The sequence below is a fragment of the Dysgonomonas sp. 511 genome (assembly GCF_010501105.1).
GTDB lineage: Bacteria > Bacteroidota > Bacteroidia > Bacteroidales > Dysgonomonadaceae > Dysgonomonas.
Genome location: NZ_QVMQ01000003.1, coordinates 25283 through 39766 on the forward strand (window position 1 = coordinate 25283; position 14484 = coordinate 39766).

A 14484-nucleotide genomic window follows, 5' to 3' on the forward strand; every position below is an offset into this window, starting at 1 on the left:
GAGATCCTTCACTCCGTTCAGGATGACAGAAAGATATGAGAAATTATAAAATTATTGTTGAACAAAATTTAGAGTCTGTTTAAATTTTATAGCTAATCTTTTTTATAGCTGTTTTTAGATGGATTTTACGTGTTTTACTTGCTGGTTTAGCGGGCTAAACCGAGAGCAAAATATGGAAAATACGCTAAAAAGAGCATAAAAAAGTTGCTAAGAACCATATTAAAGAACCTATAAGAAATATTTTCGCTAAAATCTAAACAGGCTCTTAAACAGACTCTTAAAAAAATGTCCCATAAACAAGACCGGAAATTGTCGCCATAATAATAACCAACGCTACGTAGATAACAGTCTTTTGCGTACCCATAACACCCCGTATAACGAGCATATTCGGTAGCGAAAGCGAAGGACCAGCCAACAGCAAAGCCAATGCAGGACCTTTTCCCATACCGGAAGCAAGTAATCCTTGAATGATTGGCACTTCGGTCAATGTGGCAAAATACATAAACGCTCCCGTGAAGCTGGCGAAGAAATTTGACAACAGAGAGTTTCCGCCAACCGCCCACTCAATCCATTCATTGGGTATCACACCCGCAATTGCAGTATTGTCGTGGGATGAGCCGAGCAGAAAACCTGCCGTTACTACACCGATAGCCAAAAGCGGCATAATCTGTTTAGCAAATCCCCATGCCGATAAAGTCCATTCGCGGTTCTCTGCATCTCGCTTATCAAACAGCGTCATAAGCGACAGCGAGGCGATACCAACCACCATAGGTACAAGTGGAATTAGTTTAGTATTCGGTATAAACAGGTTTGCCAATACTGCCGAACCCGCCGTAACAATAACTCCGGCTACGACCCAATGCCATTTAATTTTCAGAATGGCAATAAGCGAATAGGCAAGCATAAGAGCCAGTAATCCTGTGACATACCATTTATAAGTAAATATGTAGAACCATATACTTGAAGTGTCATTTGCTGCCGGAGCACCCCAATTAGCAAAGACAAGTATCAAAACTAAAGTGAAGAAATGAAACATCGTTTGCGACATCGGACGTTTAGCCGGAGAAACGACTATATTCATCTGTTCTTCCTTCTTAGCTTTTTCTTCTTTCCGGTATATAAGTGCCATTATTAAACCGATGATGACAGAAAAAAGAATTGCGCCAATCATACGGGCAACACCCATCTCCGTTCCGAGAATACGCCAGGTAAGAATGATAGATAGTATGCTGATTGCCGGGCCGGAGTAGAGGAACGCGATAGCCGGGCCTAATCCGGCTCCACGTTTGTAGATACTGGTAAATAGTGGGAGAATGGTACAGGAGCATACCGCCAGAATAGCACCCGAAACGGCTGCTACCGTATAGGAAAGCCATTTCTTTGCATTGGCTCCGAAGTATTTCAATACTGCACCCTGACTGATAAAGACCGCTATCACGCCTGCAATGAAAAAGGCAGGCAAAAGGCACATGACAACGTGCTCCTGCGCATACCATTTCGACAAGTCGAGTGTAGCATCAATCGCAGTCGTAAACCGTTCACTACCTAACGGCAGGAAAAATATTGCCGTAAAGATAACAACTATCCAGAGTAGGATTTTCAGCTCTTTTTTAGTTTCCATACAGTTTTTATTATACTCCTAACAATTTGCGGATTTCGCTTTCGGAAGGGACATGACCTTTGATCTTTACTTCGCCGTCCACAACTACACCGGGCAAACTCATTACATTATACTTCATGATTTCCATAATATCTTCTTGTTTGGAGAGATTTATGTCCAGATTGTTTTCCTCGATTACTTTCTTTACAGTTTCGTAGGTTGTTTTACATTTGGCACAACCTGTACCTAATACGATGATTTCCATATTTGTTATTGTTGTTAAATTCCAGTTATAATGTAATAGATTCCGACTATGATAAATATCGCCGCCACAATCCATTTGAACCACTTTTGAAAAGCATTCATTTTGTTATAGAATTTGCCCACATTGCTAACGCTGTATGCCAAAAGCCATGCTATAATTATGACAGGTAACCCTGTGGCTATGGCAAATACAGGAGGAAGCAGCAATCCCGACGGGCTGGCAATGGTTATAGGAATTAAGCCTCCAAAGTAAAGTACACCGCTGTATGGGCAGAAAGCAAGTGCAAAGAGTAGCCCAAGAAGAAATGCATCCCAATAGGTTTTCTTTCCTTCCTTGTTTTCTATCTTTGAGGTCAATTTACTCATTCCCGGAACCTTTATTTTGAGAATATCCAACATAAATATTCCAATAATGACCAATGCTATACCAAGCCACAGACCTCCAATGTTTTGCAATAGTCGTGCTACCTGAAACTGACTTGCTCCAAAATTGAAAATCAGCCCAAGTGCCGTATAAGTAAACATTCTGCCAAGTGTGTAGAATACTCCATTGAAGAGCACCCGTTTTTTATCAGCAATATCTTTGCTTAAATAAGCTGTAGCTGTGATGTTAGTAGCCAGCGGACAAGGGCTGATGGCAGTCATCAATCCCAATACGAAGGCTGTTAATATTGGCCAGTTCGATCCGTCAGCAAGGTTTTGCAAATAGTCCATCATAACCTTTTATCGACTTCGGTTTTGATAAGGTCAGTAAGTTTTTCCGGATTGTCCAAAGCATTGGCAAATGCCTCTTTGGTTATTTCGATATGGTCGTCCCCTTTAGCGATTATGAGGGCATTCCATGTTACTTCGTATTTTTCTACAAGCGAAGCATTTTGTTCTTCATCGGTTTTTACTTCAATGAATTTTACATGAGAATTGTTTGCATAAAGCTCTTTAATAGTCTTTTCTGTTACATCGCCAACGGCAATACAGGTTTTGCAGCGTTGTTTGCCGTGGAAATAGTAGACATTTACAATGGAAGCATCCACTACTTGTTCTTTTTCTTCTGTTCCGGCAACTTGTTCATTGTTCTTTTGCGTATTACCGCCGCAGGCAATTAACATTACGGCAAAAAGTCCGATTAAAATGCTCTTTTTCATGTTGATTGTTTTTAGAATTATCGTTTAACTTTATATCTTCTGTTCGCAGTTCGTAATTCAACGAATATTTCAGGTAAAAAAATAGCTATCAACAGTCTCCTTTCGATGTGGCGACACTTTCTATAAATCCGCCTAACAGTTCTTTTACTAAAGCCCAATTTTCTTTACTGATACAATATTTAACTGTCGGAGGTGTAATCTCCCCCTGTATTAATCCGGCATCTTTCAGTTCATTCAAATGCTGGGATAAGGTGCTTTTGGCAATAGGTAACACCTCCGACATATCCCCGTGAAAACAACATGTCTGATTAGCGAGCATCTGGAGTATTGCTATCCGTATGGGATGCCCCATAGCTTTAGCAAAACGTGCCATCTGTTCCTGTTCCTTTGTAAGTTCTTGCTTTTGCATTGCTTTATTATTTTCAGTTCGCGAATATACGAACAGATTTTCAATTCGCAAAATTACAGTTGAACAATCGTTTGGAGAAAATGGATAAAATAGAGCGCAAACAGGTTCTCCAGCTTCAGGAAGACTTTTTACCCCGGTTGGAAAAGTATGAAAAGCAAATAGTGAAACTCGGGGATCATAGCTCCTATAGTAAAACCGATAAAGATGCGACTTTCATGCGCATGAAAGAGGGCTACGACTTTATACTACAAAAGAAGGTATCCGCTTTTGGGACACCTTCCTCTCTCTATCTAGTCTTCGTGCAAAAACTTATTCTGCCGAACTTCCTTCTATTTTCTTTATTTGCTCTTCCGCCTTATCTCTCAGGTTTTTAGCTTGTTTTTCAGCTTCATCTACCAGTTTTTTACCGGCAGCTTGTGCAGCAGCTTTTGTCAACGGGTTACTAGCTTTCGCTACCAGATTATCCGATTGTTTTTGAGCCTCTTCTACAAGCTTTTTGGCGGCAGCATCCGCTTCCTGACGGATTTTGGCTATTTGCTTTTCTTTTTCTGCCGATACAGTTGCCGACAAGTCGCTACCTTTCTCGCCACCTAATGCTTCGCCGAGAGCAGAAGATATAGTATTGCTTACCAGCGATTTGGTGTCTACGCCGATTTTAGGGCTTGTGAATGTCCCGCCAATAGTAATAGGTACATTGTTGATGAAATTGTTGCTCAACGATTTAGGAAGTGTAATCGTTCCTTTATAATCAATGCTCTGGTCTAATCCTGTAGAACCTTCGAGTTTCATCACACCTCCGTCGCCTATATTCAGGTTGAAAGGCTTGGAAGTAATCTTACCGTTGTCGATAGAGAACGGCAGGTTCAGGTCTTTAGGCGATATTGATTTCAGCGCATCTACTTTCAGTGCTGAGGCAAGAGCGTTCAATGCTGTTACGTTCTGAACTTGTACATTACTGGTTTGCAAAGCTCCGCTACCAGTAAGGCCGGCAAGGGTTTGCAGTATCGATTGTCCCAGCGAGGTGTTGAATTTCAGGTTCATAGAGTATGTACCTATCAGGTTTTCGAAGATAGGAGCGAATTTCCGGATAGACTCTACCGACTTGAACGTTTCGGCAAACGATACGTTCGACAAGGCAAGGTCGAAGTTTACTTTTGGAGTTTTAGGCTCAGATGTATCGTAGTAACCTGATACTTTGCACGAACCTCCCAATGCGTTGGCACTCACATTTTGTAGGTTCAATACACCGTTTTTGATGGACATGTTACCGGCCATATTAGTAATGTTGATTTTGCTATATATCACCTGATTGAGCGCAGCGTTCAATGCAAAATCAAGATTTTTAGGTATAATGATATCTTCGGTGGTCGAAGTAGAACCTTCGGTAGTCTCGCCGGTAGCCGTCTCTTCGCTGATGAAGTCGTTGGCGTTCAGGTAATTTGATTTTATATTCAATTGTCCTTTCAATGTTTGATCTTTCAGTGCATATGCAATGAAGTTTTCGAGGCGTCCGTTTGCCGATATATCGTTCTTGCCTATCTTAACGTCCAGAGCAGGCAGGTTTACGTAGCGAGGAGTGAACTCAAGCGAAGCATTGTTTATCAAAACCTCAGGCATATCTTCTCCTTTGTAAACCATGTTGGTCAGTTTGAGGTTACCCGAAGCCGATACATTTTCGTATTGCTCTTTTTCGATAGCCGACATACGGGTGGCAATGTTGAGGTTGGCATTGAGAATACCGTTCAGTTCAGTTCCTTTTTCCAAAGGATAAACCTCTTTTATCATGCCGAGGTTGAGAGTACCGTTAGCATGGAATTTGATATTCGGGTCGCTCATAGGGGTAGACATATTGAAACTACCGTTAAAAGGATTTCCTCCTAGGTTGAATTTAAAGCTGCTGACATCTACAACCGTATTGTCTAGGCTTCCACCCTTACTGTTTATGTCGACGGCTACATTTATATCATTTACCGATTTAGGCAGCGATGGGTACTGGAACATGGCATCGCTTACATTAATCTTAACATCGAATGCGGGATAAGATTCTCCTTGCCACAATCCTTTTACCGAAGCATCGAGCGAAGCTGTACCTGCAGTTTTCACGTCTTTGAAGTCGGCGGTGTACATAGCCGGAACAAGCGAGAGTATGTCCTTGAACTGCGTGTCGGGTGCATTTAGTTTCAAGTCGAACTCCATGTCTTCATAGTCTTTGCCCAACATGGCGAGCCATCCGTCGATAGAGGCTTTCAAGTCGTTTATAGCCAGTTCGCTCTTGTTGAATGTAAATTTCATATTATCCATATCGGCATTTACATCTGCAAAAACACTAGCCTTCACTTTGTTGAGGAATGGAACCCCTTCCATAATGAAGGAAAGTTCTTCTATTGTAGAATTAGTCTTCAATGTAGTTTCGCTAGCCGAGAAGTCTCCCGATATCTCGCCGTTCCATTTATTGAGGATAGCTTTCATTTTTGTAGAATCGTTCTGGTACACTACATTACAATCGCTAACCGATATTTTTTTCAGGTTCAACTTGAATGGCGAACTGCTTTCGTCAGCCGCTTCGGTAGCTGTAGAATCTGTTTTTACGATATCGTAATTGGCTCGCCCGTCTTCCAGCACTTTTGCAAGGAGGGAAACTTGGTTGAGGTCGATTTTCGATATCTTATAATTATCGCCAAAAAGGCTCATCAGGTCTATAGTTACACTAGCCGATTTAGCGTTGAGCAATGTATCGGCAGCAAAGTCGTCTACACCAATTACTGTTGCCCCATCCAGCGATAGGGTTGCGTTCGGGAAGTTGGAGAAAAGATTCAGTCCGAAGTCTTCGATCTCTACTTTTGCATTCAGTTGTTCATTAGCAACATTCAGCACGGCGTCCTTTATCTTATCTTTGAAAAGAAAAGGGATAGCTACCATTGCTAAAATGATAACACCCACTACGATAGCGGCAATTGTCAATCCTTTTTTCATAAAGTTATAGTTTAATTTGTTTTGTATCTTATAAACGTAATGTTTGTGTATATGTTTTATTTTTTGTGGACAAAACGCTGCAAGTTACTTGTTTTTTGTTAAAAGTTTAAATTATGGTTGCATTATTTAACAAAACGGGCGTAAATGCTTAGCGGCAGATTTTTGGCAGAGCGTTCGGGTATCAGTAGTTCGCCATATTGAATTTGCCTGGCTGCCGGGAAATAATCTTTGATAAGGTTCTCAGCTATCACTGCCGAAAATCCCATAGAATATAGGTTGAGGATAAGGAAAGCATTTTCCTTATGCAATAATTGGCTGCATAGTTGCATCAGTTCGGCAATATTTTCTTCCAATACCCATTTTTCGCCATCAGGTCCACGTCCATAAGCGGGCGGGTCGAGGATGATGCCGTTGTACAGGTTGCCGCGTTTCACCTCGCGCCGGCAATACTTCAGGGCGTCTTCCACCACCCAGCGTATATTATCCAATCCCGATGCTTCCATATTTTGCCGCGACCATGTTACCACCTGCTTTACCGAGTCCACATGAGTAATATCTGCCCCTGCACTACGTGCCGCAATGGATGCACCACCTGTATAGGCAAAGAGGTTGAGCACTTTGGGCGAATCGGCTTTCATGTTTTTTACCGTATCGTATATGAAATTCCAATTCTCCGCCTGTTCGGGAAAAATGCCCACATGCTTGAAGGAGGTTAGTCCTAACCTGAATTTCAGCTTCATGCCTTTATATTGGTAGTCGATATACCATTGGTCGGGCATATTTTTTTGTTGTATCCATGTGCCCTTATCGTTGCCGTCGTGCGATGCTTTTCCTTTCTCGCGTTTGAAGAAGGCGTCGGCGTTTTCCCATTCTTTCTCCGATAGCGATTTGCGCCATACGGCTTGAGGCTCAGGCCTTCTTATAATATATTTTCCGAAACGCTCCAGTTTTTCGTATTCGCCGGAGTCTATCAGTTCGTAGTCAACCCAATGTTGAGGTTTTAAAAGTTGCATAATTTATTTCCCGCTAAGTAATTTTACCTTGAACGAAAGGTCGAGCGAAATCTGGTGTTCGTAACAGAACCCGCTTTCCGTCTTTGGTTTTAACCTTACAAAATTAGGCTTATAAATGATACTTGCGCTAAAATTAGGTAAAAAATTATTTCGTATAGAACTCATATTGACATTTTCAACATAGAGCAAATCGGTCGTTAAGTTATATGTTCTTTTATATACTGCATAAAAGCAATCATGATTTTAATATTTTATCATTGGCTCATACTGTCGCGCCCTCCCGGGCTTACCCTTCCTTTTGGGGCTTAGGCCAAAAGGGACGCAAACAATCTGTGATTGTGCGCAGTATAAAAAAGAACGTTTTGCACCTAGATTCTAACTGCTGATTCGCATAAATAAAGACTATTTGTGATTGATAATATATTTGTTATTCTACTTTAAAGAGAAAAGCTCCTTTAACTCTGTGGTAAAAAATAAAAAGTCGAGACGACTTCATTAATATTATAGGGATATGCAAGCAAATATACCAGTATATTATAAAAAAACAAAAAAATATATTCTCTTGAGGAATTTTAAGCCATCTGCGGTTCAAATTGATTACATTTTTGGTAAAAAACTATCTTTTTGAGCTATTCTTTTCTTTTTGTATATAAAAAATAGAATCAAGGAATAGTAATTTATGACATTTTTTCTTTAAATAAGTTTGCTTATTCATCAATACTTTTCTTTCTTTGTTTTGATTTTTCGAAACAAACTATCTATCATTATAGAAAGAAGCATGCAAAACACAGTAGAAATTAAAGACGTAAAAGACATTGTCATACGTTTTTCAGGCGATTCAGGCGATGGAATGCAATTGACAGGAACCATTTTCTCGAATCTTTCGGCCATCTTCGGCAATGAGATTTCAACATTTCCCGACTTTCCGGCCGAGATAAGGGCTCCGCAAGGAACGCTCTCGGGCGTATCGGGTTTTCAGGTGCATCTGGGTAGCCAGATCTACAACTCGGGAGAGAAAACCGATGTATTGGTGGCGATGAACCCTGCCGCCCTGAAAGTGAATGTGAAATACCTGAAGGAAGATTCGGTAATTGTTGTAGATTCCGACTCATTCACCAAGAAAGACCTCGAAAAAGCTCTGTTTGCAACAGAAAGCCCTTTTTCCGAACTGGGGCTTACCACACAACAGGTAATCAGCGTACCGGTAACTTCCCTGACCAAAAGCAGCCTCGAAAGCACGGATTTGGATATGAAGTCGCGCCTACGCTGCAAGAATATGTTTGCGCTGGGACTTGTTTGCTGGCTTTTCAATCGTCCGCTGGATGTGGCTAACCATATGCTGTCGGCCAAATTTGCCAAGAAACCGATATTGGTAGAAGCCAACCTGAAAGTACTAACCGACGGATACAATTATGGGCAGAATACCGATATGTCGATAGCCTCTTACAGGGTAGAGACAGTAAATATAGACAAAGGGTTCTATCTGGATGTGAACGGTAATGTAGCTACGGCTTACGGCTTGATAGCAGCGTCTGAAAATTCGGGGAAACCTTTATTCTTGGGTTCGTACCCGATAACGCCTGCAACGGAAATCTTACAGGAGTTGGTAAAATTCAAACAACTGGGAGTCAAAGCCATTCAGGTGGAAGACGAAATAGCCGGAGTATGTACCGCAATAGGTGCAAGCTTTGCAGGTAGCCTTGCTGCTACATCTACTTCGGGACCGGGTCTCGCCTTGAAAAGCGAAGCTATCGGCTTGGCGGTAATGGCAGAATTGCCTCTCGTGGTAATAGATGTGCAACGTGGAGGCCCATCTACAGGCTTGCCTACCAAGACGGAGCAAACCGATCTTCGCCAGGCTCTTTACGGACGGAATGGCGAAAGCCCTATCGTGGTGATGGCTGCGGCTACACCTACCGACTGCTTCGATATGGCATATTGGGCATCGAAAATAGCAATAGAACACATAACCCCCGTTATACTGCTTACCGATGGATATATTGCCAATGGTGCTTCGGCATGGCGAATACCCGATATGGAAAAATATCCACCGATAGTGCCGCACGACCAATCGCTGGTAGATGCAAACGAATGGCGTAGCGCTTTGCGCGATGATGTAACTTTTGCCCGCTATTGGGCTGCTGCCGGGCTCGAAGGATATACACACCGTATAGGCGGCTTGGAAAAAGATTACGACTCGGGTGCTATCTCTACCGATGCTGCCAACCACCAGAAGATGATAGACCTTCGCCAAGCAAAGGTAGACAGGATAGCCGAATATATACCTCAGCAAGACCTTATAGGCGACGAAGACGCCGATTTGTTGGTTGTAAGTTGGGGAGGTACTTACGGACATGTGCGCGAGGCCGTGGAAAATGCAAATGCAGAAGGATATAATGTAGCTTTGGCGCATTTCCGCTTTATCAGCCCTTTGCCTGAAAATGCACCGGCTCTATTAAAGAAATTTGATAAAATACTGGTAGCAGAGCAAAACAACGGGCAATTTGCCGGTTTCCTTATGGAGAAAGTGCCGGAGTTGCAACTCTCGCGTTACAACAAGGTGGAAGGTCAACCGTTTTCCATCTCAGATTTAACAGAAGCTATAAAACAACAATTAGGAGGAGAATAATAATATGGACATAAATTTGAAAATGGCCTCATCTTTTCAGGCTAAAGATTATAAAAGCGACCAGTATGTACGTTGGTGTCCGGGTTGTGGCGACCATGCCTTGCTCAACTGCTTGCACAAGGCTATGGCCGAGCTTGGTATAAAACCGCATATGACGGCTGTGATATCGGGTATCGGATGTTCGTCGCGATTGCCATATTATATGAATACTTACGGTTTCCATACCATACACGGACGCGGTGCGGCTGTAGCCACGGGTGTGAAGACTGCCAAGCCCGAACTTTCAGTATGGCTGGCGACGGGCGACGGCGATTGCCTCGCTATCGGTGGCAACCATTTTATACATGCCGTGCGCCGGAATATTGATATAAATATCCTCTTATTGAATAATAAAATATATGGGTTGACCAAAGGGCAGTTTTCGCCTACATCCGACAGAGGATTTGTATCTAAATCGTCTCCTTACGGTACGGTGGAAGACCCATTCTGCCCTTCGGAATTAGCGATGGGCGCACGCGGCAACTTCTTTGCGCGCTGTATCGACGTCGACTTGGCCAACACGACTAATATACTGGTAGAAGCTGCTAAGCATAAGGGTGCATCGGTAGTCGAAATATTGCAGAACTGTGTTATATTTAACGATGCTATTCATAGCAATATCGTAGATAAAGCATGGAGAGCCGAGCGTACTATCATGCTCAAGCATGGCGAAAAAATGCTTTTCGGCATGAATAACGAAAAAGGGCTGGTGATGGATGGATGGCAGCTGAAAAGCGTAACGATAGGGCAGGAAGGTTATACTATCGACGATATATTGGTACACGATGCCAAGTCGGCAGATAATACACTGCACCTGAAGCTGGGGCTGATGAGTCCGGAGAATGGTTTGCCGCTGGCATTGGGCGTAATACGCGATGTTGCCGCCCCTACTTACGATGGTGAATTTATGGCTCAGATGAAGGAGGTGCAAGGGAAAAATCCGGTACGCACCCTCAGGGACTATCTGATGACAAAAGATGTGTGGGAGGTAAAATAATTCTTCCGAAAGAATATTAATACTAGCTTTGTTTAACAATTGGATAAATGAAGAAACGGAAATGTTATCTATATTTAGCCGCCGATTGACATGATTTACCATTATTTAGAGCCTGTTTAAATTTTAGCGAAAATATTTCTTATAGGTTCTTTAGTATAGTTCTTAGCAACTTTTTTATGCTCTTTTTAGCGTATTTTCCATATTAGTAAAATACACAAAATCCATTAAAAAAACAGCTATAAAAAAGATTTGCTATAAAATTTGAACAGACTCTAAAAAATAGCTTTCCCTTTTTTTCGTTTACTATAATGTGAACTAATCTGGTTTTGGTTTGTTCATAATTATAAAATAGAAGAAAAGTTATCCATTATGAAAAAATTATTACTTACCCTTATTATGGCGGCTGCCTTAACAGCTTGTGGTACAGCTTACAATAATCAATTGAAGCAAGTGCAGCTAGGAATGACTCCCGAACAGATAGTAAATCTGATGGGCGAAAAATATAACGTTGTAAGCCAGCAGGACTACAACAACCAAACTTTGGAGTATGTAGACAGGTACAAGAATCATTGGTTTTTCCAATTTGTAGATGGCAGATTATACAAATGGCACAAAGAAACCGAGTAAAGAAAAAACGGTATAACAATGAATACTGAAATGGAAAGGAACCCGTAGCACGGTTCCTTTTTGTTTATTAATGCTAATATATTTTGAAAAATAGTCAATATCTTTGTGCCCTGTATTAGATACTTATCATATTAGAGTTACAGATTAACAGTTTACAATAACAATGAAAAAAGCTTTCGGAATATTATTCATCCTACTCTATTGCATTACTTCAAACGCACAACAACTCAACCTAAGGGATATTACCTCCGGCAAATACTATCCGGCCGGAACTCCCAATAGCGTTTCTTCGGCCGATGGAGAATCGTACTTCCAGATTGATGTAACTTATTCGAAGATAATAAAATACTCATACAAGACAGGGTTGCCCGTAGATACCGTTTTCGATGTAAAAAAGGCAAGGGAATGCACATTCGATTCTTTTCAGGGATTCATTATGAGCCCTGACGAAAAACGGCTGATAGTGTATAATGAATACGAACCCGTTTACCGCCACTCATTCAAGGCTATGCACTATTATTACGATATACGCCGCAACTTGGTGCGTAAGCTCTCCGAGCAGCCGGGCAAGCAATCTATCCCGACTTTCTCGCACGACGGGCGTATGCTTGCCTATGTGATAGACAACAATATATGGCTGTCGAAATTCGATTTCGATACCGAATCGCAGATAACGAAAGACGGCGAATACGGCAAAATAATAAACGGAGCCACCGACTGGGTATACGAAGAAGAATTTAAGTCGACCTGCCTGATGGATTTTTCTGCCGACGGGCAACTATTAGCTTTTGTGCGTACCGACGAGTCGGACGTACCTTTATTTCCTATGCAGATATACAGCAACCAGTTGTATCCCCAGTTTTATGCTTTCAAATATCCGAAAGCGGGAGAACAAAACTCGAAAGTGACCTGCAATGTGTTCGATATAGATGCAAAGACCATCCGCAAGATGAACATCCCTGCCGATACGGAATATATACCGCGCATAGAGTTTCTTCCCGAAGGCGACGACCTTGCCATATTTACACTGAACAGGGATCAGAACAAGTTTAACCTCTATGTGGCAAATGCCCGTTCGGCTGTCGCAAAATCGGTATTATACGAAGAAAACGAGCGATATGTAGATTATGTGAATGTGGAATTTACATACTTTTTTGGCAACCAGTTTATCTACCTGAGCGAAAAAGAAGGCTATTCGCACCTGTACCTGTACGATAAAACCGGCGTGATGCAAAAGCAGCTTACTTCCGGTAACTTCGATGTAACTGCATTTCTGGCAGTCGATCCGGTTTCTAAGGCTGTATTTTACGAAGCGGCAGAAGAAAGCCCGTTGAGAAGGGAAATATATAAGGTAGACATGGTGAAAGGTACGAAGACCAAATTGTCGGCTAAAGCAGGGACTAATACTGCCAAATTCAGCAAAAACGGCAAGTATTTCGTCAACAGTTTCACCAACACATCCACCCCTCGTATAGTGACTGTACACGATGCCGCAGGCAAACAGCTCAGAGTATTGCATGATAATGCGGCACTGCAAGGCTCGTTGTCAGCACTGAATATACCTGCTAAAGAATTTATAACCGTAAAATCTGCCGATGGCAAAGACCTGAATGCTTATATACTAAAACCTTCAGACTTCGATCCTTCGAAAAAATACCCGCTGATAATGATTCAATACAGCGGGCCAAACTCGCAGCAGGTGCGCGACCGTTTCGTGATCGACTGGACCGACTATGCCACCACACAAGGATTTATAGTAGCCTGCGTAGACGGTAGGGGAACAGGGGCTAGAGGAGAAGAGTTTCGCAAATGTACTTACATGAATCTGGGGATATACGAGTCTGACGACCAGATAGCTGCAGCAAAATATTTTGCAACGCTGCCTTACATAGATAGCAACAAAATAGGCATCTGGGGGTGGAGTTTTGGCGGCTATAATGTGCTGATGAGTATGAGCCGCGGAAACGGCATATTCAAGGCGGGGGTAGCGATAGCACCTGTCACCGACTGGCGTTTTTACGATACAGTATATACAGAACGGTATATGCGTACACCGCAGCAAAATGATGCGGGATATGATGCGGGAGCGCCTATAGATCTGGCATCGCAGCTCGAAGGCAACCTCCTGATAGTACACGGTTCGGCCGATGATAATGTACATTTCCAAAATACGATGGAATATGCAGACGCTTTGGTTCGGGCTAACAAGCAATTCGATATGTTTGTATTCACCGACAAAGACCATTCTATACGTGGTGCTGCAAATAGGACTTATTTATACAATAAGGTAATCAACTACTTCAAGAAGAATATGTAAGTCTCGTCCTAAAAAACCGTTACAGTTTTGATTAGACAAAAATATTTATAATTTATGAGATGAAGGTGTCCCAAAAGTGCTAAGAGTGGTGGGTCCCAAAAGTAGGACAGCCTCTTCAGATTTATTCAAATTCCCTTTCCAAGTCCTCCAGTTCCTTTTTTATCTGTTCCAGTTTTTGTAGTATCTGGAATTTACGCGATTCTTCGTCTAATTTTGTTTTGAGTGTTTGTCGTGCGCCTTCCAATTTCATATTTTTCACTTTAACCAGATGATACACAAGCGCAATACTATCTATATCGGCTTTAGTGTATTGACGGATTCCCGTTTCTGTTTTCTTCGGCTTGATAATGCTAAACTTGTTTTCCCAAAAGCGTAGCAACGACTCATTCACATCGAAATGCGCAGCTACCTCCTTGATGGAGTAGTACAGGCGGTCGCTATTTTCCAAGTCTATTTTCATGGAATAAAGGTAGT

12 protein-coding genes and 1 pseudogene are annotated in these 14484 nt (G+C 42.0%); 5 read left to right on the forward strand and 8 right to left on the reverse strand.

What is annotated here, in order from left to right; genetic code table 11:
• Window positions 1–277 precede the first annotated feature (277 nt).
• The 5 genes from D0T57_RS01935 to D0T57_RS01955 all read right to left on the reverse strand — a co-directional run bounded on the left by D0T57_RS01935 (window position 278) and on the right by D0T57_RS01955 (window position 3415).
• On the reverse strand, window positions 278–1621 hold the full coding sequence (locus tag D0T57_RS01935) for a permease (RefSeq protein WP_163270343.1): 1344 nt from the start codon (window positions 1619–1621) through the stop codon (window positions 278–280).
• 10 nt (window positions 1622–1631) lie between these two features.
• Window positions 1632–1865 carry a thioredoxin family protein gene (locus D0T57_RS01940; RefSeq protein ID WP_163270345.1) on the reverse strand — a complete coding sequence of 78 codons (234 nt, stop codon included), beginning with the start codon at window positions 1863–1865 and terminating at the stop codon, window positions 1632–1634.
• 14 nt (window positions 1866–1879) lie between these two features.
• Window positions 1880–2578, reverse strand: a complete 699-nt coding sequence (locus tag D0T57_RS01945) for an aromatic aminobenezylarsenical efflux permease ArsG family transporter (protein ID WP_163270624.1) — start codon at window positions 2576–2578, stop codon at window positions 1880–1882.
• A complete protein-coding gene (locus D0T57_RS01950) occupies window positions 2578–3006 on the reverse strand; it encodes a nitrophenyl compound nitroreductase subunit ArsF family protein (protein WP_163270347.1) in 429 nt (142 codons plus the stop codon). The genes D0T57_RS01945 and D0T57_RS01950 overlap by 1 nt, the downstream gene beginning before the upstream one ends.
• Before the next feature lie 88 nt (window positions 3007–3094).
• Window positions 3095–3415, reverse strand: a complete 321-nt coding sequence (locus D0T57_RS01955; RefSeq protein WP_163270348.1) for a helix-turn-helix transcriptional regulator — start codon at window positions 3413–3415, stop codon at window positions 3095–3097.
• A 59-nt stretch (window positions 3416–3474) separates the two neighbouring features.
• Between D0T57_RS01955 and D0T57_RS15755 the strand changes: the two are divergent.
• Window positions 3475–3651 (forward strand): annotated as a pseudogene (locus D0T57_RS15755) (IS5/IS1182 family transposase); the annotation flags it as partial.
• A gap of 73 nt (window positions 3652–3724) precedes the next feature.
• On the opposite strand, the gene D0T57_RS01960 reads toward D0T57_RS15755, so the two are convergent.
• Both D0T57_RS01960 and D0T57_RS01965 read right to left on the reverse strand, forming a co-directional pair.
• Window positions 3725–6388, reverse strand: coding sequence for an AsmA-like C-terminal region-containing protein (locus D0T57_RS01960; protein WP_163270349.1), 2664 nt, complete (start codon window positions 6386–6388; stop codon window positions 3725–3727).
• A 122-nt stretch (window positions 6389–6510) separates the two neighbouring features.
• Entirely contained in the window at window positions 6511–7401 is an 891-nt protein-coding gene (locus D0T57_RS01965; protein ID WP_163270351.1) for a class I SAM-dependent methyltransferase, read from the reverse strand.
• A gap of 778 nt (window positions 7402–8179) precedes the next feature.
• Here D0T57_RS01965 and D0T57_RS01970 point away from each other — a divergent pair.
• From D0T57_RS01970 to D0T57_RS01985, 4 genes are all read left to right on the forward strand, one after another.
• Complete coding sequence (locus tag D0T57_RS01970) at window positions 8180–10030, forward strand: 2-oxoacid:acceptor oxidoreductase subunit alpha (RefSeq protein ID WP_163270353.1); 1851 nt, start codon at window positions 8180–8182, stop codon at window positions 10028–10030.
• Between the two features lie 22 nt (window positions 10031–10052).
• Window positions 10053–11066 carry a 2-oxoacid:ferredoxin oxidoreductase subunit beta gene (locus D0T57_RS01975; RefSeq protein WP_163270626.1) on the forward strand — a complete coding sequence of 338 codons (1014 nt, stop codon included), beginning with the start codon at window positions 10053–10055 and terminating at the stop codon, window positions 11064–11066.
• A 369-nt stretch (window positions 11067–11435) separates the two neighbouring features.
• The gene (locus D0T57_RS01980) at window positions 11436–11693 is read left to right on the forward strand and encodes a hypothetical protein (protein WP_163270355.1); all 258 of its coding nucleotides are present in this window, start codon (window positions 11436–11438) and stop codon (window positions 11691–11693) included.
• A 163-nt stretch (window positions 11694–11856) separates the two neighbouring features.
• Window positions 11857–14010 (forward strand): S9 family peptidase, encoded by a 2154-nt coding sequence (locus tag D0T57_RS01985; protein WP_163270357.1) that lies wholly within the window; start codon window positions 11857–11859, stop codon window positions 14008–14010.
• Between the two features lie 121 nt (window positions 14011–14131).
• Here D0T57_RS01985 and D0T57_RS01990 read toward each other — a convergent pair whose 3' ends face one another.
• On the reverse strand, window positions 14132–14470 hold the full coding sequence (locus tag D0T57_RS01990; RefSeq protein ID WP_163270359.1) for a MerR family transcriptional regulator: 339 nt from the start codon (window positions 14468–14470) through the stop codon (window positions 14132–14134).
• Between the last annotated feature and the right edge of the window lie 14 nt (window positions 14471–14484).